The sequence below is a fragment of the Pseudomonas sp. FG13 genome, from assembly GCF_057809755.1.
This window is the reverse complement of sequence record NZ_JBMDKO010000022.1, coordinates 31,450-57,512: the sequence shown is the minus strand read 5'-3', so window position 1 is coordinate 57,512 and position 26,063 is coordinate 31,450. Positions and strand designations below refer to the sequence as shown.

The following is a 26,063-nucleotide window of genomic DNA, read 5'->3' as shown; positions in this document are numbered from 1 at the left end:
TTTGCCCGGGGCGGTTTTTAAACAAATTTGGAATACGCTCGCTTCGGATAAGTTCTCACTGTCGCCACCGGTTGTCGGGACGACGCGGTAGCGCAAGCGGCAGCGAGCCAATGTTGTACGATTTTGTGAGGAACTATGGCCGGGAACGGATGATCCGTGCATTTTTGCGTAAGTTAGGCATAATACCCGGCTTCGAATTTTGACCTTCAGACCTTTTTCTTATGCACAAAGAACCTCGTAAGGTCCGTGAGTTTCGCCGCCGTGAGCAGGAAATTCTCGACACCGCACTCAAGTTGTTTCTCGACCAGGGCGAAGACAGCGTCACCGTCGAGATGATTGCGGATGCTGTGGGTATCGGCAAAGGCACGATCTATAAACATTTCAAATCCAAGGCGGAAATCTACCTGCGCCTGATGCTCGATTACGAGCGCGATTTGAACGAATTGCTGCATTCGGCGGACGTGGACAAGGACAAGGAGGCGCTGTCCCGGGCCTACTTCGAATTCCGCATGCGCGATCCCCAGCGCTACCGCTTGTTCGACCGCCTGGAAGAGAAGGTGGTCAAGGGCAACCAAGTGCCGGAGATGGTCGAGGAGCTGCACAAGATCCGCGCTTCGAACTTCGAGCGCCTGACGTTGCTGATCAAGGGCCGGATCAGCGAAGGCAAGCTCGAAGATGTGCCACCTTACTTCCACTACTGCGCTGCCTGGGCGTTGGTGCATGGTGCGGTGGCGTTGTACCACTCACCGTTCTGGAGCAACGTGCTGGAGGATCAGGAAGGTTTCTTCCAGTTCCTGATGGACATCGGCGTGCGCATGGGCAACAAGCGCAAGCGCGATACCGACGTACCGAGCAGTTAAGGCATTCAGATACCTGATTGCGCCATGTCCGCTTACATGGCGCAGTGCCCCAGTAATATACTCAGGCTTGGGTCTTGCGAAAACCTGAATTCTAGGTCAAGTTTCGTAGGTCCGATTTTTCTTTCGCCGGAGTCATCCATGATCGTTGACCGTCAGGGCAGGCGTTTTCGCAATTTGCGGATCAGCCTGACTTCCGCCTGCAACTACGCCTGCACCTATTGCGTGCCCGACGGCAAGCGCCTGGTGGCGGCGCAGGACGAGTTGTCGGCCGAGGCGATGGCGCGAGGCGTGGCTTACCTGATCGAAGCTGCCGGCATCGAGCGACTGCGCATCACCGGGGGCGAGCCGTTGGTCAGTCCCAAGCTCGAACGCTTCATGACGGCGGTGGGGCAGATGGGGCTGGAGGACATCAGCCTGACCACCAACGGCCAGTTGCTGGCGAAGAAGTTGCCTTTGCTGGTGGGGGCGGGCATCCGTCGCATCAACGTTTCCCTCGACACCCTGGACCCTGCCGCATTTCGCAGCATCGCCCGCGGCGGCGACCTGGCGACGGTACTCGACGGCATGGACCAGGCCCATGCGGCGGGCATGAAGATCAAGGTCAATATGGTGCCGTTGCGGGGGCAGAACCTGGATCAGGTGATGCCGTTGCTCGAATACTGCCTGGCGCGTGGCTATGAGCTGCGCTTCATCGAGCTGATGCGCATGGGGCACCTGGCCAGCGATTCCAACGGGTTCTTGCAGCAGTTTGTCAGCCTGCAACAACTCTTGAGCCTGATCGGCGACCAGTATGAATACTTGCAAGCCGACGCCCCAGTGGATGCGACGGCGGTGCGCTATGAGATCCCAGGCATGGGATATTTCGGTGTGATCGCCAACGAAAGCGTGCCTTTCTGCCGTACTTGCTCGCGGTTGCGGTTGTCTTCCACAGGCTGGTTGCATGGTTGCCTGTCCTCGAGCAACCGTCATTTCGTCGGCGACCTTCTGGACAAACCCCGTCACGAGGCGCTGCCGGCCCTTCAGCGGCTGTTGGTCAAGGCCTTGGGGGACAAGCAAGAGGTAGCGTTTTCCGGCGGCGCAACCATCATGAAGATCATCGGCGGCTGATCCCACGCAATCGCGGGCAAGCCTTGCTCCCACAGGTACGGTGTTTACCCTGTGGGAGCAAGGCTTGCCCGCGATTACATTGTTCCAGTCAATCCATTTTCATTGAGCTGGCGCAAAAGCTGCATTCAACGGCCATTCGCCGGTTTTCCGACACCGGTTTCTGGAGGGTAGGATGCGTAGCCTGGTTTTGCTGCTGGCCGTTTTGGCGCTGGCTGGCTGTATGAATGTCAGCGACATGGGGGAGGGCGTTCGTTATCACATGAGCGACGCCGGTCTGCTGGATCACAGCGACAGTCGCCGTGTGAATAACCTGCGTATTCAGCCCGATTCGTTCATCTACATCGCCCAAGGCGCTTTCGCACCGCCAGGCGGTGCCTATCCGCGTCCCAATGTCGTGGCCGAAGAAGCCTTTAACGGGTTCATCGAATATTTCCCGATGGTCCGTCGCGCCCGGGTTCCCGAAGGGCTTGATCAGGCCATGGGCGAAGCCCGTGCTGCCGGTGCTCACTATTTGCTGTACACCCGGTTCGCCAAGGCCGACAACCGCATCGGCAATTCTGACGAATGGCTGGACGAAGAAGCCGTGGATCGTCTGGGAGTCGACACCAGTGTGATCCAGATCATGTTGATCGAGACCAGCACCCAGTATTTGATTGATACTGCACGTATCAAGAGTCGTGGCGGTTTACTGACGTTGCACGACAAGCAGCCACAAGACCTCATCGCCACGCCTTTGCGTGAATATGCCCGCAGCCTGCTGGGGATGAGCGACGAGTAAATACAAGGAGTCACCATGAGCGGACCGCAAAAAGCCAATGACCTGCTGGGGCAGATCCCCAAGACCAAAGGCCTGCCGCCGGTCCACTTATGGAACCCCGACTTCTGCGGCAACATCGACATGCGCATCGCACGCGATGGCACCTGGTACTACCTGGGCACGCCCATCGGCCGCAAGCCGATGGTCAAGCTGTTCTCCACCATCATCCGCCGCGACGGCGATGACTACTTCCTGATTACCCCCGTGGAAAAAGTCGGCATCCAGGTCGATGATGCGCCGTTCGTGGCCGTGACCCTGGAGGTCGAGGGCCATGGCGAAGGGCAGTTATTGCGCTTCACCACCCACGTCGATGAAACCACCGAGGCCGGCCCTGATCATCCGATGCGGGTCGTGATCGATCCGCACACCCAGGAACCGGCGCCCTACGTGCATGTGCGCAGCAACCTCGAAGCGTTGATCCACCGAAATGTGTTCTACCAGTTGGTGGAGCTGGCGGTGAGTCGTGAGATCGACGGGCAGCGCTGGTTGGGGGTGTGGAGTGGCGGGGTGTTCTTCCCCATTGGCCTGGAACCGTAACCCTGTGGGGCGAGCCTGTGGGAGCAAAGCTTGCTCGCGATAACACTGCCAGCGCGGATGTTGGCTGACACTACGCCTTCGCGAGCAAGCTTCGCTGCCACATGTGTGCCCAGAACGAATTCAATTGACAGCCAATCATATGATGATTAGCGTGAGCCACCAATAAGAGTGGCCCGCGGGGTTTTCATGTCCAGCAGTTTTCACGCATCGACCGTCGATTGGCTCGGCGGTTGGATTGCCGCCGGCCAGGTCAAGCCTGGGCAGACCATCAAGGTCGAGGCGGACCTGGGCGAGCAACTGGGGGTCAGTCGCACGGTGATTCGCGAGGCGATCAAGACCCTGGTGGCCAAAGGCATGCTCGAGGTCGGGCCAAAAGTGGGGACGCGGGTGCTGCCGGTACGGCGCTGGAACCTGTTCGATCCCCAGGTGGTCGGCTGGCTGTCACGCAGCGGTTTGCCAGAGAACTTTGTCGATGACCTGTTGGATCTGCGCCGCACCATCGAGCCAATGGCGGTGCGCTGGGCCTGCGAGCGGGCGACGGTCGAGCAGGTTCAGGCGATCCGCCTGGCCTACCATGCGCTGGAGCGGGCCGTGGACAGCGGCGTCGACTACAACCGGGCCGACCAGTTTTTCCACGAGTGCATCCTCGCCGCCAGCCACAATCAATTCATAGAACAAATGGTCCCGGCCCTGGGCGCGTTGCTGGCGGTGTCGTTCGAGGTATCGGCTGCCGATCCGGATGAACTGCGCCGCACCTTGCCCATCCACAAGGACATCGCCGAAGCTATCGCGTCCCGCGACGCGACACGGGGCGTCTGGGCCTGCATGACCCTGATCGACAACGCTGACCTGGCCATCAAGCGCTTCTACCCTCATGTGATGGCGGGTCGTACAGACATTGCCGGGCAAGCCGGAAACAGGAGGTTTCAATGATGTGGAAGGCGGTAACGGAGCACCGGGCGAAACTGGGCGAGGGGCCTTTCTGGGACGAGCCGACCCAGGCGCTGTATTGGGTCGACATCGCCGGCAAACAGGCGCTGCGGTTGATCGGTGCCAATGTACAGATCTGGCAGATGCCCGAGCATGTGTCGGCCTTCATCCCCACACAGAGTGGTGATGCGCTGGTGACATTGAGCAGCGGTGTCTACCGGTTGGATCTGGACTCGCCGGGCCTGGAGCCGCGCCTGACGCTGCTGTGCATGGCCGATCCCCAACCCGGTAACCGCGCCAACGAAGCCCGTTGCGATGCCCTGGGCCAGCTGTGGCTCGGGACCATGCAGAACAACATTGGGGAAAACGGTGAGGATCTGCCCCTGGAACACCGCTCCGGCGGCTTGTTTCGCGTGGGCGCCGATGGCCGGGTCATGCCGTTGCTGCGCGGACGGGGCATTCCCAACACGCTGTTGTGGAGCACTGATGGCACCACGGTGTATTTCGGTGAAAGCCTCGACGGCACGTTGTACCGGCATTTCATCCATCCCGATGGCAGCCTGGCGCCCGCCGAAGTCTGGTTTGGCCCTCATTCGCGCGGCGGCCCGGACGGCTCGGCGATGGATGCCCGGGGTTATGTCTGGAACGCCCGCTGGGATGGCAGCTGCCTGCTGCGAATCAACCCTGATGGACAGGTCGACCGGGTGATCGAACTGCCGGTCAGTCGTCCCACCAGCTGTGTGTTCGGGGGAGAGGATCTCAAGACTCTGTACATCACCAGCGCAGCCAGTCCGTTGGCGCATCCGCTGGACGGCGCGCTGCTGTCCATGCGGGTCGATGTGCCGGGTGTGAGCTGTACGCGGTTTGCGGGTTAAATCCCAAAATATGGGATGTAAATATATATATTGAGATTGTTTGGTGGCCGGGTTTATAGTCGGCTCCATCAGCAACATGCATTCACACTAAAAAAACAAAACAGGTGAAGCGATGCAACGATCCATCCCCGTACGCCCCGGTGGCGTACGTGACCCACTGTCCTCCCAGCGCCTTCGGCCGGTCATCCCTGGATGCCCGGTTTTTGTCGTGGCTGCGGATGCGGATAGCGGAGTCGTGAGCCATGGCTGAAGCGCTTTCCTTGCCGCCAGTGCCCGAGCCCCCCAAGGGCGAGCGGCTGAAGAACAAGGTGGTGTTGCTGACCGGTGCCGCCCAGGGTATTGGCGAGGCCATCGTCGCTGCGTTCGCTTCGCAACAGGCGCGCCTGGTGATCAGCGACATCCAGGCCGGCAAAGTCGAACAGGTTGCCGCTGATTGGCGTGAACGCGGGGCGGACGTGCAAGCGTTGCAAGCCGATGTGTCGAACCCGCAGGACCTGCAGGCCATGGCCCGCCGTGCCGTTGAACTGCACGGCCGGATCGATGTGCTGGTGAATTGCGCCGGCGTCAACGTGTTCCGCGACCCGTTGGAAATGACCGAGGAAGATTGGCGCCGCTGCTTCGCCATCGACCTGGACGGTGCCTGGTATGGCTGCAAGGCTGTGTTGCCGCAGATGATCGAGCAGGGCGTGGGCAGCATCATCAATATTGCTTCGACCCATTCGTCCCACATCATCCCCGGCTGTTTTCCTTATCCGGTGGCCAAGCATGGCTTGCTCGGCCTGACTCGCGCCCTGGGCATCGAATACGCACCCAAGGGCGTACGCGTCAACGCCATCGCACCGGGCTACATCGAAACCCAACTGAACGTCGACTACTGGAACGGTTTTGCCGATCCTCATGCCGAACGCCAGCGTGCGCTGGATCTGCACCCGCCACGCCGCATCGGGCAACCGATCGAAGTGGCAATGACGGCCGTGTTCCTGGCCAGTGATGAAGCACCTTTCATCAACGCTTCATGCATCACCATTGATGGTGGACGTTCGGTCATGTACCACGACTGAACATTCCGGATTGCAGTCTGAAACTTTGCCTGTAATCCAATCATCATACGATATGACTATTTGGATCTATGCTGTAGCAACTTGCTGTGACCGCCCAGCCTGCGCTTTGCCACCGATGGTGGAGCAGACCCTGGACGTTTGGCTTTCAATAAAAAAAACAAGGAGTCAACTATGAATCATCGTCGTGGGATCCGTTCCCTGTGCCGCGTTGCCTTGGCAGTTGCCGCGGTCGGTCTCAGCAGTACCTTGCTGGCGGCTGAAGAAGTGAAGATCGGTTTTCTGGTCAAGCAGGCCGAGGAGCCCTGGTTCCAGACCGAATGGGCGTTCGCTGAAAAAGCGGGCAAGGACAAGGGCTTCAAGGTCATCAAGATTGCCGTGCCCGATGGCGAGAAGACCCTCTCGGCCATTGACAGCCTCGCGGCCAACGGCGCCAAGGGCTTCGTGATCTGCCCGCCGGACGTGTCCCTGGGCCCGGCCATCATGGCCAAGGCCAAACTCAACGACATGAAAGTCATCGCCGTCGATGACCGTTTCGTCGATGCCAGCGGCAAGTTCATGGAAGACGTGCCGTACCTCGGCATGGCCGCGTTCGAAGTGGGCCAGAAGCAGGGTGCCGCAATGGCTACTGAAGCCAAAAAACGTGGCTGGGACTGGAAAGACACCTACGCGGTGATCAACACCTTCAACGAGTTGGACACCGGCAAGAAACGTACCGACGGTTCGATGGACGCCCTCAAGAAAGCCGGTATGCCGGACGACCACATCCTCACCACGGCGCTCAAGACCCTCGATGTACCGGGGAGCATGGACTCCACCAACTCCGCCCTGGTGAAACTGCCCAGCGGCGCGAAGAACCTGATCATCGGCGGCATGAATGACAACACCGTGCTGGGGGGCGTGCGCGCGACTGAAAGCGCCGGCTTCAAGGCAGACAACGTGGTCGGGATCGGCATCAACGGCACCGACGCCATCGGCGAGCTGAAAAAACCCCACAGCGGTTTCTTCGGTTCGATGCTGCCTAGCCCGCACATCGAAGGCTACAAGACCGCCGAGATGATGTTCGAGTGGGTCACCACCGGCAAGGAACCACCGAAGTACACCGCCATGGACGAGGTGACGCTGATCACTCGGGAGAACTTCAAGCAGGAGCTGGAAAAGATCGGCCTGTGGAATTGACGGCCGGTTGATTCAAAAGCGGCCCTGGTGTCTTGGGGCCGCTTGATCTCTGTGAGTTCGAGGTGGTTATGCAAGCGCAAACAGCGACACAGCAACACAACATCGGCGCCAGCTTGCGATTCAACGGAATCGGCAAAGCCTTTCCCGGCGTGCAGGCGTTGGCCAATATCAGTTTTGTCGCCCATCCAGGCCAGGTTCATGCCTTGATGGGGGAAAACGGCGCGGGCAAGTCCACGTTGCTGAAGATTCTGGGTGGGGCCTACATCCCGAGCAGCGGCGAGCTGCAGATCGGCGAGCAGACGATGGCCTTCAAGTGCACGGCCGACAGCATCGCCAGCGGCGTGGCGGTGATTCACCAGGAGCTGCATCTGGTGCCGGAAATGACGGTGGCCGAGAACCTGTTCCTGGGCCACCTGCCGGCCCGTTTCGGCCTGGTCAATCGTGGCGTGTTGCGCCAGCAGGCGTTGGCGCTGCTCAAGGGCCTGGCCGACGAAATCGATCCCCAGGAAAAAGTCGGTCGCCTGTCCCTCGGCCAGCGCCAACTGGTGGAAATCGCCAAGGCCTTGTCCCGGGGCGCCCATGTGATTGCCTTCGATGAACCCACCAGCAGCCTCTCTGCACGGGAAATCGACCGCTTGATGGCGATCATCGCCCGCCTGCGGGACGAGGGCAAAGTGGTGCTGTATGTGAGTCACCGCATGGAAGAGGTGTTCCGCATCTGTGACGCGGTGACGGTGTTCAAGGATGGCCGCTACGTGCGCACCTTCGACAACATGAGCGAGTTGACCCACGATCAGTTGGTCACCTGCATGGTCGGTCGCGATATCCAGGACATCTACGATTACCGTGCCCGTGAGCGCGGTGAAGTGGCGCTGCAGGTCGATCGCCTGCTCGGTCCGGGGCTGCGTGAGCCGGTGAGTTTCCAAGTGCACAAAGGTGAAATCCTCGGCTTGTTCGGGCTGGTGGGGGCCGGACGCACCGAATTGCTGCGATTGCTCAGCGGCCTGGAACGCCAGACCGAAGGGAGCCTGGTCCTGCACGGCGAAGCGTTGAAACTGCGTTCGCCCCGGGATGCCATCGCCGCTGGCGTACTGCTCTGCCCGGAAGACCGCAAGAAGGAAGGCATCATGCCCCTGGCCAGCGTCGGCGAGAACATCAACATCAGCGCCCGCAGTGCCCATTCCACCCTCGGCTGCCTGTTGCGCGGCGATTGGGAAAAGGGCAATGCCGACAAGCAGATCAAGGCGTTGAAAGTGAAGACGCCGACGGCGGGGCAGAAAATCATGTTCCTGTCCGGCGGCAACCAGCAGAAGGCGATCCTCGGTCGATGGCTGTCGATGCCGATGAAAGTCCTGTTGCTGGACGAGCCCACCCGCGGCATCGACATCGGTGCGAAGGCGGAGATCTACCAGATCATCCACAACCTGGCGGCCGAGGGCATCGCGGTGATTGTGGTCTCCAGCGACCTGATGGAAGTGATGGGCATTTCCGACCGGATCCTGGTGCTGTGCGAAGGGGCCATGCGCGGCGAGCTGCCGCGTGCCGAGGCCAACGAATCCAACCTGCTGCAACTGGCGCTGCCACGCCAACGCGTTGCCGACGCGGCGAACTGAGAGGTAAATCATGACCATTCAAAACAATGCACTGCCAACGGCACGCAAACCCCTGGACATGCGTCGGTTCCTGGACGACTGGGTCATGCTGCTGGCGGCCATCGGCATCTTCGTGCTCTGCACCCTGTTGATCGACAACTTCCTGTCGCCGCTGAACATGCGGGGCCTGGGCCTGGCAATTTCCACCACCGGCATTGCCGCCTGTACCATGCTGTATTGCCTGGCATCCGGGCACTTCGACTTGTCCGTCGGCTCGGTGATTGCCTGCGCCGGCGTGGTCGCGGCGGTGGTGATGCGCGATACCAACAGCGTGTTCCTGGGTGTCAGCGCGGCGCTGGTGATGGGGCTGATCGTTGGCCTGATCAACGGCATCGTCATTGCCAAGCTGCGGGTCAATGCCTTGATTACCACGTTGGCGACCATGCAGATCGTTCGCGGCCTGGCCTACATCTTTGCCAATGGCAAGGCAGTGGGCGTGTCCCAGGAATCGTTCTTCGTGTACGGCAACGGCCAGTTGTTCGGGGTGCCGGTGCCGATCCTGATCACCATCGTCTGCTTTCTGTTTTTCGGCTGGTTGCTGAACTACACCACGTATGGGCGCAACACCATGGCCATCGGTGGTAACCAGGAAGCCGCGTTGCTGGCGGGGGTGAACGTCGATCGCACCAAGATCATCATCTTCGCCGTGCATGGCGTGATCGGCGCGCTGGCGGGGGTGATCCTGGCCTCGCGCATGACCTCTGGCCAACCAATGATCGGCCAGGGTTTCGAACTGACGGTGATCTCGGCCTGCGTCCTGGGTGGAGTCTCGTTGAGCGGTGGGATCGGCATGATCCGTCATGTGATTGCCGGGGTGTTGATTCTGGCGATCATCGAGAACGCGATGAACCTGAAGAACATCGACACCTTCTACCAATACGTCATCCGTGGCTCGATCCTGTTGCTCGCGGTGGTCATCGACCGCATGAAACAGCGCTGAAACCTGCTTCGACCGGGCGGGCCCCATCGCGGGCAAGCCCGGCTCCCACGGGTCTTGTGTCAGCCACAAAACCAGCGCCCGCCCAGACCGCATGTGGGAGCGGGCTTGCTCGCGAAGGCGTCGGCATATTCAATATCAATGTTGGCTGATCTGGTGCTATCGCGAGCAGGCTCGCTCCCACAGGTTTTTTGTCTGTCGCGAAGCCCGCAGACGCCGCAGACCGCATGTGGGAGCGAGCCTGCTCGCGATGGCGGCCGATCAGGCCGCTTTGCGCAGCGCCTCGATCAACTCCTGCTTGCGCATCTTCGAACGCCCGGGAATGTTTTTCGCCCGGGCTTCTTTCATCAGGCTGTCGACCGTCTGGGTTTCATGGGAAGCCTTGCTGCTGCGCGGATGGCCTTCCCGGGTCTTGGCTGCACGACGAGCCGATTCCTTGCGGTCGGTTTTCTTTTCCGCGGCCGGTTTGTGCTTCCCTGAGCCGCCGGAACGTTCGCCGCCGCCGGACTGTTTGTTCACCGTCGCCCAAGCGCGTGCCTCGGCCGTGTCCTCGGACAGGCCTTTCTTCTCGTAGCTTTTTTCGATGTGCTCGGCCTTGCGCTTTTGCTCGGCGGTGTATTTGTCTTTGCTTCCACGAGGCATGGGATTCTCCTCCTCAAATGTGTGAGCAGAGGCTACTGGCTGGCGCCACCTTCGGAGCCCGAACCACCGGTGGTGGTTTTCGAGCCCACGCCGGTTCCGGCGTTATCGGGCGCTGTAGAGTCCGGTGTGTTCATGCCGCCCTGGCGGCCCATGTCATTGCCCTGCACACGCGGATCGGTACCTGTGGCGGGTGGCTGGCCATTGTTCAAGGTGCCGCCGCCGGTGCCATCGGTGTTCAACTTGGGCATGCCCTGGGTGGCCGGCGAGTTGGGTGCCTCCACCGGGTCGGTCGGTCCGGTACCGGAGGTGGTCGCCGCGAAGGCCACCGAAGACAGCAGTGCGGCAAATGTGAACGCAGTCAGCCTTGAAGTGATCATGGTGTCGCCTCCATTTTTCAGATGCTTGCCTGATCTTGGGCCGTGCGGGATCGGGGTTGGTGCCTCGGGGGCGACGAATGGCGCTTTTTGCGGAGCATAATCATTTTGGATTGGCATGTGACGAGCGCTGCGTAGCGGCTTAGTATGGCGCTTTCCATTGGCTACAAGGCCCGTTCATGTCGATCGAGATCCGTCCCGCGCAACCCAGCGATGCGCCTCAAATCCTTGCCTTCATCACCGAGCTGGCCGACTACGAAAAGGCCCGTCACGAAGTCATCGCCAGTGTGGCCGACATCGAGCGCAGCCTGTTCAGCGAAGGCGCGACGGCCCATGGCCTGATCTGCCTGCGTGATGGCGTACCGATTGGTTTTGCGGTGTTCTTTTTCAGCTACTCCACCTGGTTGGGCAGTAACTGCCTGTATCTGGAAGACCTGTACATCACCCCCGAACAGCGCGGCGGTGGGGCGGGCAAGACGTTGTTGCGTCACCTGGCCAAGGTCGCCTGCGACAACGATTGCGGTCGTTTCGAATGGAGCGTCCTGGACTGGAACACACCGGCGATCGAGTTCTACAAATCCCTCGGCGCGCAACCCCAGGAAGAATGGGTGCGCTACCGGATGGACGGCAAGGTGCTACGGGATTTCGCCCAAGGCAATTGAACGGCTCAGTTGTGGTCGGCGGACGCCCATTCGGCAAATCCGGGCCGCAGCTCCAGACGCTTGCAGTACGCCGCCACGGCCGGGTAGTCCGGCCGTTCCATGGGCGTCTGGCGCCAGCGGTGCACGGACAGGCCGATGAGCACGTCTGCCAGAGAGAAGTCCGCCCCGGCAACGTAGGCGCCGGTGTGATTCAACTGCTGCTCCAGCAACCCCATCTTCTCGTTCCAGCCTTTGATGCCGGCGGCGATGGAGTGGGGGTCCTGCATAGTCGGATTCTTGCGCACCAGCGCGTGAAACGCATAACCCCATGACGGGTTGAGTTCCGTCGCCTGCCAATCCATCCACTGCTCGATCCGGGCCCTGGCCGCCGGCTCGACCGGCAGCAGGTCGCTGGCGCCATGCTTGCCCACCAAATAACGGCAGATGGTGTTCGACTCCCAGAGCACACCGTTCTCATCGATAATCACCGGTACCTGGGCGTTTGGGTTAAGCGCCAGGAACGCAGGGTCGTGGGTTGAGTTGAAGCCAAGGCCCCAATCTTCGCGCTCGTAGGAAATGTCCAATTCCCGGCAAGTCCATAGCACTTTCCTGACATTGATCGAGGAAGTGCGGCCGAGGATTTTCAGCAGTTGTCCCATTTCGTTATCCCTGAGGGTTAAAGGCATCCGGACAGGAAACGTAGCAGGGTCGTGGGTGGATAGCGATAGGTGGAGATCTCTTCGTGGTAATCCCAATATATGGGAGTGATATTTATATATTGAGATTTTGTCGCGCTCAGGTTTATAGTCCGTGCCACTCACTGCCAAAAAACAGAACAGGTGAAGCGGATGCAGGCGCAATTGATCGCGCTCGATTGGGGGACGACCTCACTACGGGCTTACAAACTCGCCGCGGGAGGCGAGGTGCTCGAACAGCGCTCGCTGTCGTCGGGGATCATGCAGTTGCCCTCCGGGCCGCGGACCGTGGCCGGTCGGGAATGCACCGACGGTTTCGAGCTGGCGTTCGACGAGGCCTGCGGTGATTGGTTGGACGCGCAGCCGGGCCTGCCCGTCATTGCCTGCGGCATGGTCGGCAGCGCCCAGGGTTGGTGCGAAGCGCCTTACTGCGACACACCGGCTAACGTCGCCAATCTCGGACATTCCCTACAAACCGTTCGGAGCCTTCGCGGTGTCGATGTGCACATCGTGCCAGGGGTGATCCAGCGCTCGCGGTTGCCCAATGTCATGCGCGGCGAAGAAACCCAGGTACTGGGCGCCTTGCACAGCTTGCCGAACGAAGCGGTGCTGATCGGCCTGCCTGGCAGCCACTCGAAGTGGGTGGAAGTGGCCGACGGTTGCATCGTGCATTTCGACACTTTCATGACCGGTGAAATCTTCGCCGTGCTCAGCGACCACAGCATTCTCGGCCGTACCCAACAGCGCGGTGCTGCGTTCGATGGCGTGGCCTTCGATCGGGGTGTGCAGGTGGCGCTGTCGACGGACGGACAGGTCGGTCCGCTGTCCACCGTGTTCAGCGCTCGCAGCCTGGGGCTGACCGGTGAACTTGGCGCGAGCGCCCAGGCCGACTATCTCTCTGGCTTGTTGATTGGCCACGAGCTGACGGCGCTGGCCGCCGCACAGCGGCATCGGCGCAACAGCGTGCATTTGCCGACGGTGGTCTTGATCGGCAATTCCCAACTCTGCGCCCGTTATCAGCGGGCTCTCGACGCCTGCGGCTTTGCCCGGGTGACCCTAGCCGAACAGGCTACCGAACGAGGTTTGTGGCAACTGGCCGTGGCGGCCGGGCTGCTCGAATCCAGCGCATCGCGTTAAACCTGACTGGAGGTCTGACATGCTCACACAAGCACTGGCGCACAACGGGCTGATCGCGATCTTGCGCGGTCTGCGTCCCGAAGAGGCGACAGCCATCGGCGAAGTCCTGTACAGCGCCGGATTTCGCGTCATCGAAGTACCGCTCAATTCCCCCGAGCCGTACGAAAGTATCCGCATCCTGCGCAATACCTTGCCCGCCGACTGCCTGATCGGCGCTGGCACCGTGCTGACGCCGGAGCAGGTGGAGCAGGTGAAGGCTGCCGGCGGCCAGGTGATCGTCATGCCCCACAGCGATCCGAAGGTGTTGCGGGCGGCGAAAGCGGCGGGGCTCTACCTCTCGCCCGGGGTCGCCACGCCTACCGAGGCATTTGCCGCGCTGGCCGAAGGCGCCCATGTGTTGAAACTGTTTCCTGCCGAGCAAATGGGCCCTGCGGTGGTCAAGGCCTGGCTCGCGGTGTTGCCGGCCGGGACCGTGCTGGTGCCGGTGGGTGGGATCACGCCGGACAACATGGCGGTGTTCCTCGAGGCGGGCGTCAAGGGGTTCGGCCTGGGCTCCGGGTTGTTCAAGCCGGGCATGACGGCAGACGAAGTCGCGGTGCGCGCCAAGGCTTACGTGGCCGCATGGAATGCCTTGAACTGAAGACTTTTCCAGCGCTGCGTGCGCTGCATCTGACAAGAGAGGCAACAAGATGAAAATCACCAAACTGACCACCTTCATTGTTCCGCCGCGCTGGTGCTTCCTCAAGGTCGAAACCGACGAGGGTGTGACTGGCTGGGGCGAGCCGGTGGTCGAGGGCCGTGCCCATACGGTGGCGGCCGCCGTCGAGGAATTGTCCGACTACCTGATCGGCAAAGACCCGCGCAATATCGAAGACATCTGGACCGTGCTGTATCGCGGCGGCTTCTATCGCGGTGGCGCCGTGCACATGAGCGCCCTGGCCGGTATCGACCAGGCGCTGTGGGACATCAAGGGCAAGGCCCTGGGGGTGTCGGTCAGCGAACTGCTGGGCGGCCAGGTGCGCGACAAGATCCGCGTCTATTCCTGGATCGGCGGCGACCGGCCGGCGGACACCGCCCGCGCAGCGAAAGAAGCCGTGGGACGGGGCTTCACGGCGGTGAAAATGAACGGCACTGAAGAGCTGCAGTTTCTCGACACCTTCGAGAAAGTCGACCTGGCCCTCGCCAACGTGGCAGCGGTGCGGGACGCGGTAGGGCCGAACGTCGGCATCGGCGTCGACTTCCATGGCCGGGTTCACAAGCCGATGGCCAAGGTGCTGATGAAGGAACTCGACCCGTACAAGCTGATGTTCATCGAAGAGCCGGTGCTCAGCGAAAACTACGAAGCCCTCAAGGAACTGGCGCCGCTGACCAGCACGCCGATTGCCTTGGGTGAGCGCCTGTTTTCCCGCTGGGATTTCAAGCGGGTGCTCAGCGAAGGTTACGTGGACATCATCCAGCCGGATGCGTCCCACGCCGGTGGTATCACCGAAACCCGCAAGATCGCCAACATGGCCGAGGCCTACGACGTGGCGCTGGCGCTGCACTGCCCGCTGGGCCCGATCGCCCTGGCGGCGTGCCTGCAACTGGATGCGGCTTGCTACAACGCGTTCATCCAGGAGCAGAGCCTGGGCATCCACTACAACGAGAGCAACGACCTGCTGGATTACGTCAAGGATGCGCGGGTGTTCGACTACGACAAAGGCTTCGTGAAGATCCCCAACGGCCCGGGCCTGGGCATTGAGATCAACGAGGAGTACGTCATCGAACGCGCCGCCGTCGGCCACCGCTGGCGCAATCCGATCTGGCGCCATGCCGATGGCAGTTTTGCCGAGTGGTGATTGAGGCCTGATCACACTGTGCGAGCCATGGAATCTTGTGGGAGCAAGGCTTGCCCGCGATGAACGATGACGCGCTCCGACTGGAAAACGCATCGTCTGCGTCGCGGGCAAGCCTTGCTCCCACAGGGACTTCCTCCACCTTTGCCATATTCGACAAATATAAAAAGAGGCACCTCACATGCAAGCGCACACCCTGAGCGCGCAGGCGTCGTTGGTGACGCCCAGCCGCAAGCGTTTTTTCATCATGGTCCTGCTGTTCATCACCGTGGTGATCAACTACCTGGACCGCAGCAACCTGTCGATTGCCGCCCCCGCGCTGACCAGTGAACTGGGCATCGATCCGATCCATGTCGGGCTGATCTTCTCGGCGTTCGGCTGGACCTACGCCGCCATGCAGATTCCCGGCGGCTGGCTGGTGGACCGCGTGCCGCCGCGGATTCTGTACAGCGTCGCGTTGCTGTTGTGGTCGGTGGCCACGGTGATGCTCGGTTTCGCCGCCAGCTTCATCGCTTTGTTCGTGCTGCGCATGGCGGTCGGGGCCCTGGAGGCGCCGGCCTATCCGATCAACAGCCGTGTAGTGACCACCTGGTTCCCTGAGCGCGAGCGGGCCACGGCCATTGGTTTCTACACTTCCGGACAATTCGTTGGCCTGGCTTTCCTGACGCCGGTGCTGGCCTGGCTGCAGCACACGTTTGGTTGGCACATGGTCTTCGTGGTGACCGGCGCGGTCGGCATTCTCTGGGCGGTGATCTGGTACGCGGTGTATCGCGAGCCGCGGGATTTCAAGGGCGCCAACGCTGCTGAAATCGATTTGATTCGCGAGGGCGGCGGGCTGGTGGACATCCAGGCCGAGGCGGCCAAGGCCAAGGCGAAATTCAGCTGGACCGACCTGGGTGTCGTGCTGACCCGGCGCAAGCTGTGGGGCATCTATCTGGGCCAGTTCTGCCTGAACTCCACGCTGTGGTTTTTCCTGACGTGGTTCCCGACCTACCTGGTGAAATATCGTGGCATGGACTTCATCAAGTCTGGCCTGCTGGCATCGTTGCCCTTTCTCGCGGCGTTTGTCGGCGTGTTGTGCTCCGGGTTCTTTTCCGACTGGCTGATCCGGCGCGGCGCCACGGTCGGGTTCGCCCGAAAGCTGCCGATCATTGGCGGCTTGCTGATCTCGACCTCGATCATCGGTGCCAACTTCGTTGAATCGACACCGCTGGTGATCGCGTTCCTGGCGCTGGCCTTCTTCGGCAATGGCCTGGCGTCGATCACCTGGTCGCTGGTGTCGACCCTGGCGCCGGCGCGGCTGCTCGGGCTGACGGGTGGGGTGTTCAACTTCATCGGCAACCTGGCGGCCATCGCCACGCCGATTGTCATTGGTTTCCTTGCCAGCGGCGATTCGTTTGCCCCGGCCATTACCTATATCGCCGTTCTGGCGCTGGTGGGCGCGTTGTCCTACATCCTGCTGGTCGGGAAGGTCGAGCGCATCGAGTTGTAGTCCGACGGGGCGGGCGACCATAATGCCGCCCCGTTCCCCGCTCACTGTTGAAGGTCGGATATGCAGCAAGACGATCCAAAAATCACCAAGGACGCAGCGCCTACAGGCACCCAGACATTGCTGCGCGGCCTGGGTGTGGTTCAGGCGGTCGCCAGCGGTGCCCGTGACCTGAAGGAAATCGCCCGGCTGATTGGCACGACCCGCAGCACCACCCATCGCCTGGCCAGTTGCCTGGTGGACGAGCGTTACCTGCGCGTGGTGCCGCAGGTGGGGTATCTGCTGGGGCCGAAGTTGATCGAACTGGGTTTCCAGGCCCGGGAAGAGCTACCGCTGGTGAGCCTGGCAGGACCGTATCTGGACGAGTTGTCGGCATTGACCGGCGACACCGTTCACCTGGCGATTCGCGAGGGTGACGAGGTTCTGTACCTGCTGAAGAATCCGGGGCGAAACGGTCCGGAAATGCGTTCGCGGGTGGGCCATCGCATGCCGTTGGCGCGCACGGGGATTGGCAAGGCCCTGATGCTCGATGATCCCGAGGACAATTGGCGGCGGCTGTATGAAATCAGTCTTCCGGCCGCTGGGAAGAATCAGTTCTGGCCCCAGCACCAGGAGCAGTCCTGGGAACAGTTCCAGCAGCGGATGGTGGAGTATGTGGCGGGAGGCTATGCCTTCGACCTGGAGGACAATGAACCGTCGATTCGTTGCGTGGCGGCGCCGATCCGGGACGCCGGCAAGCGGATTGTCGCCGGTATCAGCATTGCCAGCACCGTGCCGTACATGCCGTTGGAAAAAATGGCCGAGCTGATTCCCCTGGTCAAAGGGGTCACAGCTCGGCTGTCGGCGGAGCTGGGTGCCAAGGTCTGATTAGTGGCCTGTGTGGCTAACTCATGCTCTCAAAACCCACTGCGTCAGGCCTTGAGCGTCGCCATGTCGATGACAAAGCGGTACTTGACGTCTCCGGCGATCATGCGGCTGTAGGCTTCGTTGATCTGGCGGATGTCGAGCATTTCAACGTCGCAACTGATGTTGTGCTCGGCGCAGAAATCCAGCACTTCCTGGGTTTCTGCGATGCCACCGATCAACGAACCGGCCAATACACGACGGCCCATGATCAAATTGGCGGCATGGACCGGCGGATCGATCGGCTCGACCAGGCCCACCAGAATATGTACGCCGTCGAAACGCAACGTCCCCAGGTAGGGATTGAGGTCGTGCTGTACCGGAATCGTGTCCAACAGGAAGTGGAAGCGTCCGGCGGCAGCGGCCATCTGCTTGGCGTCGGTGGACACGATCACATGGTCTGCGCCCTGGCGACGGGCTTCCTCCGCCTTGCTCGCGGAGCGGGTGAACAACGTCACTTCGGCGCCCATGGCCTTGGCGAACTTGATACCCATGTGGCCGAGGCCGCCCATGCCGAGCACGCCGACCTTGTCACCGGCCTTCACGCCATAGTGCTTGAGGGGGGAGTAGGTCGTGATGCCGGCGCAGAGAATCGGTGCGGCGCTGGCCGGGTCGAGTGCGGCGGGGATACGCAATACGAAATGTTCGTTGACCACGATGCTGTCGGAGTAGCCACCCATGGTATGGCCGCCGCTGATACGGTCCGGGCTGGCATAGGTCTGGGTCATGCCCTGGTAGCAGTATTGCTCCAGGTCAGCATGGCAGGCTTCGCACTCGCGGCAGGAATCGACCATGCAGCCAACACCCACCAAGTCGCCGATCTTATAGCGGGTGACATTTGCACCGACGGCGGTAACCTTCCCTACGATCTCGTGGCCGGGCATCAGCGGGTAGACAGCGATGCCCCATTCGTTGCGAGCCTGGTGGATATCGGAGTGGCAGACGCCACAGTAGAGAATGTCGATTGCCACGTCGTCGGCCTGCGGGCTGCGCCGCTCGAACTTCATGGGGGCGAGGGGCGCGGTGGACGATTGAGCGGCGTATCCGATGGCAGTGTACATATTGAACCTCGCTAAACAATGAACAGTCAGGCGATCTATTCTGGGAGCCATGGCGGCATCCCGCGATGGCGATTCCTACGGGTGTCATGCCTAATCCTCCGGCCTTGACCGTAGATTGATCCTATGGAGCGCCAGACCTGCGATGATGTTCCCATCCCTTTTTCCGTGAAGTTTTTCCCATGTTGCTGACCCGCTATCTCGATGCCAACGCGGCGCTGGTTTCGCTGATCGAACCTCTGGCGACCCGTGACGGCTTTATTCCTACACAGCTGCCTGGCGTGCAAGTACTGCGGTGCAGCGAAGACATCGCCCGTGGCCCGCAGCTCTACGAGCCGAGCCTGGTGATCATTGCCCAAGGCAGTAAACTGGCGTACCTGGGACCGCGCACGCTGGAGTACGGCGCCGGGCACTACCTGATCCAGGCGCTGCCGGTACCGTTCGAGTGCGAAACCTACGCCATGCCCGATGCTCCGCTGCTCGGGATTTCCGTTGCGATCGATCGGGCGCTGTTGGGCGAGTTGGTGCTGACCATGGGATTGACGCCGGGACGGAACCTGCCGCCGCAGACACCGGAATCCATGACCAGCGCCGTGCTCGATGACGCCATGCGCGGATGCGTCGAGCGTCTGTTGCAATGCTTGCACGACCCACTGGAATGCCAGGTCATGGGCCAGGCGCGGTTGCGGGAATTGCTCTTCGCGGCGTTGCGCGGGCCCCAGGCCGATGTGTTGCGGGCGTTGGTGGAGCAGCAAGGGCAGTTCGCTCGGATCGCTGCCGCATTGAGCCACTTACACGCGCACTTCACCGAGCCGCTGAACGTCGAGACCCTGGCCAACTGCGCGAACATGAGCGCCTCGACTTTCCATGAGCATTTCAAGCGCAGTACGTTGCTGTCGCCGGTGCAGTACCTCAAGCGATTGCGCTTGCTCAAGGCGCAGCGGCTGTTGCTCAGCGAGGGCATGGGCGTGGCCCAGGTCGCACATCAGGTGGGTTACCAGAGCTCGTCGCAGTTCAGCCGGGAGTACAAGCGCTACTTCGAGCGCAACCCCGGGGAAGAGCGCGCTGCCTGAACCGCTGCAGATCACCTGTGGGAGCGAGCCTGCTCGCGATAGCGGTTCACCTGTCGGCATCTTTACTGGCTGACACACTGCTATCGCGAGCAGGCTCGCTCCCACAGGGGGGGGCGACACTCCATTAATCGCAGGCAACAAAAAGGCCCCCATTGCGGGAGCCTTGATGTTCAGCGAATCGGCTTACATGTTCGGGTAAGTCGGCCCACCGGCGCCTTCCGGCGATACCCAGGTGATGTTCTGGGCTGGGTCCTTGATGTCGCAGGTCTTGCAGTGCACGCAGTTCTGGGCGTTGATCTGGAAGCGCTTCTCGCCGTCTTCCTTGGTCACCACCTCATACACACCGGCCGGGCAGTAGCGTTGGGCCGGTTCGTCGTACAGTGGCAGGTTCTTGCCGATCGGGATGCTCGGGTCGGTCAGCTTCAGGTGGCAGGGCTGCTCTTCTTCGTGGTTGGTACCGGAGATGAACACCGAGCTGAGTTTGTCGAAACTGATCTTGCCGTCCGGTTTCGGGTAGTCGATCTTCTTGCAATCGGCCGCCAGCTTCAGGCAGGCGTAGTCGGGCTTGTTGTCGTGCAGGGTGAACGGCAGCTTGCCGCCGAAGATGTTCTGGTCGAGCCAGTTGAAGCCGCCACCGACGATTGCGCCGTACTTGTGGATCGCTGCGCCGAAGTTGCGGCTGGCGAACAGCTCTTCGTACAGCCAGCTGTTCTTGAAGCTGTCAACGTAAGCGGTCAGTTCATCACCGCCTTCGGATTCGGCGAACAGGCGATCGGCCACGGCATCGGCGGCGAGCATGCCGGACTTCATGGCGGTGTGGCTGCCCTTGATCTTGGCGAAGTTCAGCGTGCCGAGGTCGCAACCGATCAGCGCGCCGCCCTTGAAGACCATTTTCGGCAGCGAGTTCAGGCCGCCCTTGCAGATGGCACGGGCGCCGTAGCTGACGCGCTTGCCGCCTTCCAGGTACTGCTCGAGCACCGGGTGATGCTTGAGGCGCTGGAATTCGTCGAACGGCGACAGGTAGGTGTTGCTGTAGGACAGGTCGACGATCAGGCCCACGACCACCTGGTTGTTTTCCAAGTGATAAAGGAAGGAGCCGCCGGTGTTCTCGGTGCCCATGATGTCCAGCGGCCAGCCGGCGGTGTGCACCACCAGGCCGGGTTGATGCTTGGCCGGGTCGATTTCCCAGATTTCCTTCAAGCCGATGCCGTAGTGCTGGGCATCGGCGTCGCTGTCCAGGTTGAAGCGCTTGATCAGTTGCTTGCCGATATGGCCACGGCAGCCTTCGGCGAACAGCGTGTACTTGCCGCGCAGTTCCATGCCAGGCGTGTAGAGACCTTCCTTCGGGTGGCCTTCACGGTCAACACCCAGATCGCCAGTGATGATCCCGCGAACCACGCCGTTTTCGTCGAACAGCGCTTCCTGGGCGGCGAAGCCCGGGTAGATTTCCACGCCGAGGTTCTCGGCCTGCTGGGCCAGCCAACGGCAAAGATTGCCGAGGGAAATAATATAGTTGCCTTCGTTGTGCATGGTCTTGGGCACGAAGAAGTCAGGGATTTTGTTCGCAGTGTCGGCGTTCCTCAGGACATAAATGTCATCGCGCTTGACTGGCGTGTTCAGCGGAGCGCCGAGTTCTTTCCAGTCCGGGAACAGTTCATTCAGGGCGCGGGGCTCGAACACCGCGCCGGAAAGGATGTGCGCACCCACTTCGGAGCCTTTTTCCACCACGCAGACGCTGATTTCCTTACCGGCTTCGGCGGCCTTCTGCTTCAGGCGGCAGGCGGCAGACAGGCCAGCGGGGCCGGCACCGACGATGACCACGTCGAATTCCATGTATTCGCGTTCCACAGGCTATCTCCTACTCTCAAGGCTCACGGTTTTTCTAATTGGAGGTTGGGCGTTGCATCCATTGTTTCCTTCGGGGAAAACGACGAAAGTGACAATGGATGACCCGCGGTTCTCTCTTGGCGGCGCATTATATCTACACCACTCTCAAGGTCCAATACAAACGTTTGTTTGAAATAGCCGCAGGCCAGATAAATCACCGACGTGCGGCTTATGACTGGCCATTTTGCCGTATTGACCGGAATAGGCGTTCCGGTCAAGATACGGGCGGTTTTGCGCTCGCCGTAGGCTGACTGTTGGTTTCAAGAGCACCTCTAAAGACAGGGCGAAGGCAGCACAAAGTGACGTATTGCGTGTTCGAACGCGCAGTTTACACGCCGCGATAATGAATGACTCATCGGTCATCACTGACGGACGGTCTTCACTCCCGTGAGCAAGGTCATGTGTGGTTCATGCCGGCGTTTTTAGAGGTGCCCTTGCGCCCATGAGCATCAACCGCCAGGTTCGCCTAGGCGACTTTCTTTTCACCGGAGAGTAACGAGGAATCCATGAAGGTTCTTGTAGCTGTCAAACGAGTGGTCGACTATAACGTCAAGGTTCGCGTCAAGGCGGACAACTCCGGCGTCGACCTCGCCAACGTCAAGATGTCGATGAACCCTTTCTGCGAAATCGCCGTGGAAGAAGCCGTACGCCTGAAAGAAAAAGGTGTGGCGACCGAGATCGTCGTCGTCTCCATCGGTCCGACCACCGCCCAGGAGCAACTGCGCACTGCGCTGGCGCTGGGTGCCGATCGCGCCATTCTCGTCGAATCCGCCGAAGAGCTGACTTCCCTGGCCGTGGCCAAGCTGCTCAAGGCCGTTGTCGACAAGGAACAGCCACAGCTGGTGATCCTCGGCAAACAAGCCATCGACAGCGATAACAACCAGACCGGCCAGATGCTCGCCGCATTGAGCGGCTACGGTCAGGGCACCTTCGCCTCCAAGGTCGAAGTGTCCGGCGACAGCGTTGCCGTGACCCGCGAAATCGACGGCGGCGCGCAGACCGTTTCCCTGAAGCTGCCGGCCATCGTCACCACCGACCTGCGTTTGAACGAGCCGCGCTACGCGTCCCTGCCAAACATCATGAAAGCCAAGAAGAAGCCGCTTGAAGTGCTGACTCCTGACGCTTTGGGCGTTTCCACCGCCTCCACCAACAAGACCCTGAAAGTCGAAGCGCCGGCTGCACGCAGCGCGGGCATCAAGGTCAAGTCGGTGGCTGAACTGGTCGAGAAACTGAAAAACGAAGCGAAGGTAATCTAACTATGACTATCTTGGTAATCGCCGAACACGACAACAAGGCGCTGGCTCCGGCCACGCTGAACACCGTTGCTGCCGCTGCCAAAATCGGTGGCGATATCCACGTTCTGGTAGCCGGTCAGGGCGCTGGCGCCGTGGCCGAAGCCGCCGCGAAAATCGCTGGTGTGGCAAAAGTGCTGTCGGCCGACAACGCCGCCTATGCGCACCAGTTGCCGGAAAACGTTGCTCCACTGGTAGCCGAGTTGGGCAAGGGCTATAGCCACATCCTGGCTGCCGCTACTTCGAACGGCAAAAACATCCTGCCGCGGGTTGCCGCTGCCCTGGACGTCGACCAGATCTCCGAGATCATCTCGGTGGAAAGCGCCGACACCTTCCAGCGTCCGATCTATGCCGGTAACGCCATTGCCACCGTGCAATCGAGCGCTTCGGTCAAGGTCATCACCGTGCGTGCCACCGGCTTCGACCCGGTTGCAGCCGAAGGTGGCTCGGCCGCCGTCGAAGCCGTAGGCGCTGCCCACGACGCCGGTATTTCCAGCTTCGTCAACGAAGAATTGGCCAAGTCCGATCGTCCTGAACTGACCGCTGCCAAGATCGTCGTTTCCGGCGGCCGCGGCATGCAGAACGGTGACAACTTCAAGCACCTGTACGCCCTGGCCGACAAGCTGGGCGCTGCCGTCGGCGCTTCCCGCGCAGCGGTCGACGCAGGTTTCGTACCCAACGACATGCAGGTCGGCCAGACCGGCAAGATCGTTGCGCCACAGCTGTACATCGCCGTCGGTATCTCCGGCGCGATCCAGCATCTGGCCGGTATGAAGGACTCCAAGGTGATCGTTGCGATCAACAAGGACGAAGAAGCACCGATCTTCCAAGTGGCCGATTACGGCCTGGTGGCGGATCTGTTCGAAGCAGTCCCTGAGTTGGAGAAGCTGGTCTAATCCGGCCTCTTCACTTATAAAGAGCCCGGCTTTGACCGTAGTGCAGCTCATTTAAGGTTCTTCTGAGTCCTTGAATGAGCGCAATACGGTCCTGGCCGGGCTTTTTATTGTCTGCATTTTCAAGGGGAGCGTAACGCCATGGATCTTCGCCGTTTGGCCGGCTGGTCGTTGCTGTGGGCGCTGGCGGGCGTGCCGGGTCTGTCTGTCGCCGCCGGCAAGTGCGAGCGGATGATCGCCACTGGCAGCCCGGATGCGCCGCCTTATCTCTGGCAAGACCCTCAGGATCCCAAGCACTTGATCGGTGCCAGTGCCGACTTGCTGACCCAGGTGGCGGGAGAATTGGGCATCAAGGTCGAATTGCTCTATGCTGGCAAGCGCGCCCAGGCACTGGACGAGGTGCGCAGCGGGCGCATGGATCTACTTGCCGACGCCCCGTTGACGCCGACCGGGCTTGATTTCCTGGACTATGTCCATCCTCCCGTGCTGGACAACGATTACCTGGTCTGGACCCGCAAGGATTCCAAGCTGGTCGTCAACGGGCCCGAGGATCTACACGGTCATCCCGGCGCCTTGTCGGAAAAGGCTCGCATGACTCAGGAATTCAGCCTCTTCGCCGAGCAGAGATTGTCCCTGGTCCGCACCTCCAACCTGACCCAGGCCTTTCAGAAATTGCTGCTGGGAGAGGTGGGATATGTCCTCGCCGGGCGCTACTCGGGCCTGGCGATGGCGCAGACACTGGGCATGGCGAACGACCTGCAAGCGGCTCCACAACCGGTGGATAAACCGGGGCTGTTCCTCGCGGTTTCCCATGACTCTGCCTGCAACGAGCCATGGTTGCGCGGACAGCTGGCGCAAAAGATGACAGAATTGGCCGCGTCCGGCCTGACGGAGGCTGTGTTGCAACGCAATCTCGAACGTTGGAACACACAGTTGCAGCCACCTGTCGGTGCCCCAAAACAGTAGGGAACATTAGTGACTATTCGACCTCTTTTCGCTGCCCTGGCCGTTCTGGCTCTGGCGGGCTGCGCAGCCGATCCGGCGCCGAATGAACAGATCCGCCTGACTGAACAGGCACTGGAGCAAGCCCGGGCGGTGGGTGCCACTGCCGATGAAGTGCCGGAACTGAAACTCGCCGAAGACAAGTTCGCCCGCGCCAAATCCAACATGGCCGACGCGTCGTACAAGAAAGCGCGCATGCGTGCCGAGCAGGCCGAGCTGGACGCACGTCTGGCCGAAGCGAAGGTGCTGACCCTCAAGAGCCAGGAGCAACTGAACGTGCTCGACACCCGCATCAAGCGCTTGCGCAAGCAACTGAGGGAGGATGCCCAATGAAGCACTCCCATGTGTTTGGCGGTTTGATCCTGGCGGGCCTGGCCAGCTTGTACGGCTGCGCGGGTCAACGCAGTGAAGTGGCACTGGAAAAAGCCAGTACCGATTTCCAGAAGGTGAAGGAAGACGCCAACGTCTTGCGCGCAGCGCCCAGGGACGTGATTCGCGCCGGTGAGTCGCTGGCTCGGGCCGATCGCCTGTCCAGTTACTGGGGCAGCGGTGAGGATGTACTGCATTACGCCTACCTCAGCCAGCGCTACAGTGAAATCGCCCGGGAACACAGTAACCAGGTGCTCAACGAAGAGCGCGCGGCAAAGCTCGAACTGGAGCGCCAGCGTCTGCAGTTGGCCTTGCGCGAATCCAAGTTGCTCAGTGTCCAGCAGCAAGGCAAATGGCTGGAAGAGCAGATCATGGAGATGACCACCACCCAGACCGATCGGGGCCTGGTGATGACCCTCGGCGATGTGTTGTTCGACACCGGCGAGGCTGAATTGAAGAACTCGGCCAACCGGGTGGTGCTCAAGATCGTGCAGTTCCTGCAGCTCAACCCCAAGCGAGTGGTGCGCATCGAAGGCTATACCGACAGCACCGGCGGCAAGCAGGAAAACCTCAAGCTGTCCCGAGACCGCGCACAGGCGGTGGCGGACGTGCTGGTAGACCTGGGGATTGATGACAAGCGCATCCAGGTCGAAGGCTACGGCGACGAGTTCCCGGTGGACGTCAACGCCACCGAGCGTGGCCGGGCGCAGAACCGTCGGGTTGAAATTGTGTTCTCCGACGAGAAGGGCCAGCTCGGCGCTGCCCGCTAAAGGGCCGCGTCACTGGAAAACCCGGCCCCCCAGGGGCGCCGGGTTTTTTTG

General features: G+C 61.0%; 27 protein-coding genes. 22 read left to right on the top strand and 5 right to left on the bottom strand.

The genetic code is table 11. The features are described from left to right. Positions 1 to 221: 221 nt before the first annotated feature. The 10 genes from ACODTO_RS18140 (at position 222) to araH (ending at position 9,955) form a co-directional block, all read left to right on the top strand. Positions 222 to 860 carry a TetR/AcrR family transcriptional regulator gene (locus ACODTO_RS18140; RefSeq protein WP_003204240.1) on the top strand — a complete coding sequence of 213 codons (639 nt, stop codon included), beginning with the start codon at positions 222 to 224 and terminating at the stop codon, positions 858 to 860. 138 nt (positions 861 to 998) lie between these two features. Next, the gene (locus ACODTO_RS18135) at positions 999 to 1,967 is read left to right on the top strand and encodes a GTP 3',8-cyclase MoaA (RefSeq protein ID WP_139649387.1); all 969 of its coding nucleotides are present in this window, start codon (positions 999 to 1,001) and stop codon (positions 1,965 to 1,967) included. Positions 1,968 to 2,139: 172 nt separating this feature from the next. Further along, on the top strand, positions 2,140 to 2,745 hold the full coding sequence (locus ACODTO_RS18130) for a DUF4823 domain-containing protein (RefSeq protein WP_041020461.1): 606 nt from the start codon (positions 2,140 to 2,142) through the stop codon (positions 2,743 to 2,745). Positions 2,746 to 2,760: 15 nt separating this feature from the next. Beyond that, positions 2,761 to 3,321, top strand: coding sequence for a DUF1285 domain-containing protein (locus tag ACODTO_RS18125; RefSeq protein ID WP_175386290.1), 561 nt, complete (start codon positions 2,761 to 2,763; stop codon positions 3,319 to 3,321). Between the two features lie 186 nt (positions 3,322 to 3,507). After that, the gene (locus ACODTO_RS18120; RefSeq protein WP_139649393.1) at positions 3,508 to 4,254 is read left to right on the top strand and encodes a FadR/GntR family transcriptional regulator; all 747 of its coding nucleotides are present in this window, start codon (positions 3,508 to 3,510) and stop codon (positions 4,252 to 4,254) included. After that, complete coding sequence (locus ACODTO_RS18115; protein WP_175386292.1) at positions 4,251 to 5,126, top strand: SMP-30/gluconolactonase/LRE family protein; 876 nt, start codon at positions 4,251 to 4,253, stop codon at positions 5,124 to 5,126. Before ACODTO_RS18120 ends, ACODTO_RS18115 begins: the two co-directional genes overlap by 4 nt. A gap of 242 nt (positions 5,127 to 5,368) precedes the next feature. Further along, on the top strand, positions 5,369 to 6,187 hold the full coding sequence (locus ACODTO_RS18110) for an SDR family oxidoreductase (RefSeq protein WP_139649397.1): 819 nt from the start codon (positions 5,369 to 5,371) through the stop codon (positions 6,185 to 6,187). A gap of 171 nt (positions 6,188 to 6,358) precedes the next feature. Further along, a complete protein-coding gene (locus ACODTO_RS18105) occupies positions 6,359 to 7,363 on the top strand; it encodes a substrate-binding domain-containing protein (protein WP_489106836.1) in 1,005 nt (334 codons plus the stop codon). Between the two features lie 68 nt (positions 7,364 to 7,431). Next, entirely contained in the window at positions 7,432 to 8,976 is a 1,545-nt protein-coding gene (gene araG / locus ACODTO_RS18100; protein ID WP_139649399.1) for an L-arabinose ABC transporter ATP-binding protein AraG, read from the top strand. Positions 8,977 to 8,986: 10 nt separating this feature from the next. Next, the gene (araH, locus tag ACODTO_RS18095; RefSeq protein ID WP_041020454.1) at positions 8,987 to 9,955 is read left to right on the top strand and encodes an L-arabinose ABC transporter permease AraH; all 969 of its coding nucleotides are present in this window, start codon (positions 8,987 to 8,989) and stop codon (positions 9,953 to 9,955) included. Between the two features lie 258 nt (positions 9,956 to 10,213). Here the strand turns inward: araH and ACODTO_RS18090 are convergent, their stop codons facing one another. Together ACODTO_RS18090 and ACODTO_RS18085 are read right to left on the bottom strand one after the other, a co-directional pair. Next, the gene (locus tag ACODTO_RS18090; protein ID WP_055134132.1) at positions 10,214 to 10,594 is read right to left on the bottom strand and encodes a Rho termination factor N-terminal domain-containing protein; all 381 of its coding nucleotides are present in this window, start codon (positions 10,592 to 10,594) and stop codon (positions 10,214 to 10,216) included. A gap of 32 nt (positions 10,595 to 10,626) precedes the next feature. Beyond that, complete coding sequence (locus tag ACODTO_RS18085; protein ID WP_139649403.1) at positions 10,627 to 10,971, bottom strand: hypothetical protein; 345 nt, start codon at positions 10,969 to 10,971, stop codon at positions 10,627 to 10,629. 176 nt (positions 10,972 to 11,147) lie between these two features. Between ACODTO_RS18085 and ACODTO_RS18080 the strand changes: the two genes are divergently transcribed. Then, complete coding sequence (locus tag ACODTO_RS18080) at positions 11,148 to 11,630, top strand: GNAT family N-acetyltransferase (RefSeq protein WP_003179435.1); 483 nt, start codon at positions 11,148 to 11,150, stop codon at positions 11,628 to 11,630. Positions 11,631 to 11,635: 5 nt separating this feature from the next. Here the strand turns inward: ACODTO_RS18080 and ACODTO_RS18075 are convergent, their stop codons facing one another. Then, entirely contained in the window at positions 11,636 to 12,268 is a 633-nt protein-coding gene (locus ACODTO_RS18075) for a glutathione S-transferase family protein (protein WP_175363420.1), read from the bottom strand. 189 nt (positions 12,269 to 12,457) lie between these two features. Between ACODTO_RS18075 and ACODTO_RS18070 the strand changes: the two genes are divergently transcribed. The 5 genes from ACODTO_RS18070 to ACODTO_RS18050 all read left to right on the top strand — a co-directional run bounded on the left by ACODTO_RS18070 (position 12,458) and on the right by ACODTO_RS18050 (position 17,632). Then, positions 12,458 to 13,441 carry a 2-dehydro-3-deoxygalactonokinase gene (locus ACODTO_RS18070; protein WP_139649406.1) on the top strand — a complete coding sequence of 328 codons (984 nt, stop codon included), beginning with the start codon at positions 12,458 to 12,460 and terminating at the stop codon, positions 13,439 to 13,441. 19 nt (positions 13,442 to 13,460) lie between these two features. Next, entirely contained in the window at positions 13,461 to 14,081 is a 621-nt protein-coding gene (locus tag ACODTO_RS18065) for a 2-dehydro-3-deoxy-6-phosphogalactonate aldolase (protein ID WP_175386297.1), read from the top strand. Positions 14,082 to 14,130: 49 nt separating this feature from the next. Next, positions 14,131 to 15,279 (top strand): galactonate dehydratase, encoded by a 1,149-nt coding sequence (dgoD, locus tag ACODTO_RS18060; protein ID WP_489106835.1) that lies wholly within the window; start codon positions 14,131 to 14,133, stop codon positions 15,277 to 15,279. Positions 15,280 to 15,457: 178 nt separating this feature from the next. Next, complete coding sequence (locus tag ACODTO_RS18055) at positions 15,458 to 16,768, top strand: MFS transporter (protein ID WP_139649410.1); 1,311 nt, start codon at positions 15,458 to 15,460, stop codon at positions 16,766 to 16,768. 60 nt (positions 16,769 to 16,828) lie between these two features. Next, a complete protein-coding gene (locus ACODTO_RS18050; protein WP_041023886.1) occupies positions 16,829 to 17,632 on the top strand; it encodes an IclR family transcriptional regulator in 804 nt (267 codons plus the stop codon). A gap of 44 nt (positions 17,633 to 17,676) precedes the next feature. Here ACODTO_RS18050 and ACODTO_RS18045 read toward each other — a convergent pair whose 3' ends face one another. Continuing rightward, complete coding sequence (locus ACODTO_RS18045; protein ID WP_175386299.1) at positions 17,677 to 18,729, bottom strand: NAD(P)-dependent alcohol dehydrogenase; 1,053 nt, start codon at positions 18,727 to 18,729, stop codon at positions 17,677 to 17,679. Between the two features lie 179 nt (positions 18,730 to 18,908). Here ACODTO_RS18045 and ACODTO_RS18040 point away from each other — a divergent pair, with 179 nt between their 5' ends. Beyond that, complete coding sequence (locus ACODTO_RS18040) at positions 18,909 to 19,799, top strand: AraC family transcriptional regulator (RefSeq protein WP_139649414.1); 891 nt, start codon at positions 18,909 to 18,911, stop codon at positions 19,797 to 19,799. A gap of 183 nt (positions 19,800 to 19,982) precedes the next feature. Here the strand turns inward: ACODTO_RS18040 and ACODTO_RS18035 are convergent, their stop codons facing one another. Continuing rightward, positions 19,983 to 21,647 carry an electron transfer flavoprotein-ubiquinone oxidoreductase gene (locus tag ACODTO_RS18035; protein ID WP_489106834.1) on the bottom strand — a complete coding sequence of 555 codons (1,665 nt, stop codon included), beginning with the start codon at positions 21,645 to 21,647 and terminating at the stop codon, positions 19,983 to 19,985. A 545-nt stretch (positions 21,648 to 22,192) separates the two neighbouring features. Here ACODTO_RS18035 and ACODTO_RS18030 point away from each other — a divergent pair. From ACODTO_RS18030 to ACODTO_RS18010, 5 genes are all read left to right on the top strand, one after another. Next, positions 22,193 to 22,942: an electron transfer flavoprotein subunit beta/FixA family protein gene (locus tag ACODTO_RS18030; RefSeq protein ID WP_024776877.1), complete on the top strand. Its 750-nt coding sequence runs from the start codon at positions 22,193 to 22,195 to the stop codon at positions 22,940 to 22,942. 2 nt (positions 22,943 to 22,944) lie between these two features. Next, a complete protein-coding gene (locus tag ACODTO_RS18025) occupies positions 22,945 to 23,874 on the top strand; it encodes an electron transfer flavoprotein subunit alpha/FixB family protein (protein WP_041021840.1) in 930 nt (309 codons plus the stop codon). Between the two features lie 138 nt (positions 23,875 to 24,012). After that, positions 24,013 to 24,837: a substrate-binding periplasmic protein gene (locus ACODTO_RS18020; RefSeq protein ID WP_489106833.1), complete on the top strand. Its 825-nt coding sequence runs from the start codon at positions 24,013 to 24,015 to the stop codon at positions 24,835 to 24,837. 9 nt (positions 24,838 to 24,846) lie between these two features. Continuing rightward, complete coding sequence (locus tag ACODTO_RS18015) at positions 24,847 to 25,206, top strand: DUF4398 domain-containing protein (protein ID WP_041021838.1); 360 nt, start codon at positions 24,847 to 24,849, stop codon at positions 25,204 to 25,206. Then, the gene (locus tag ACODTO_RS18010; RefSeq protein ID WP_139649423.1) at positions 25,203 to 26,012 is read left to right on the top strand and encodes an OmpA family protein; all 810 of its coding nucleotides are present in this window, start codon (positions 25,203 to 25,205) and stop codon (positions 26,010 to 26,012) included. Before ACODTO_RS18015 ends, ACODTO_RS18010 begins: the two co-directional genes overlap by 4 nt. The last annotated feature ends 51 nt before the right edge of the window (positions 26,013 to 26,063 follow it).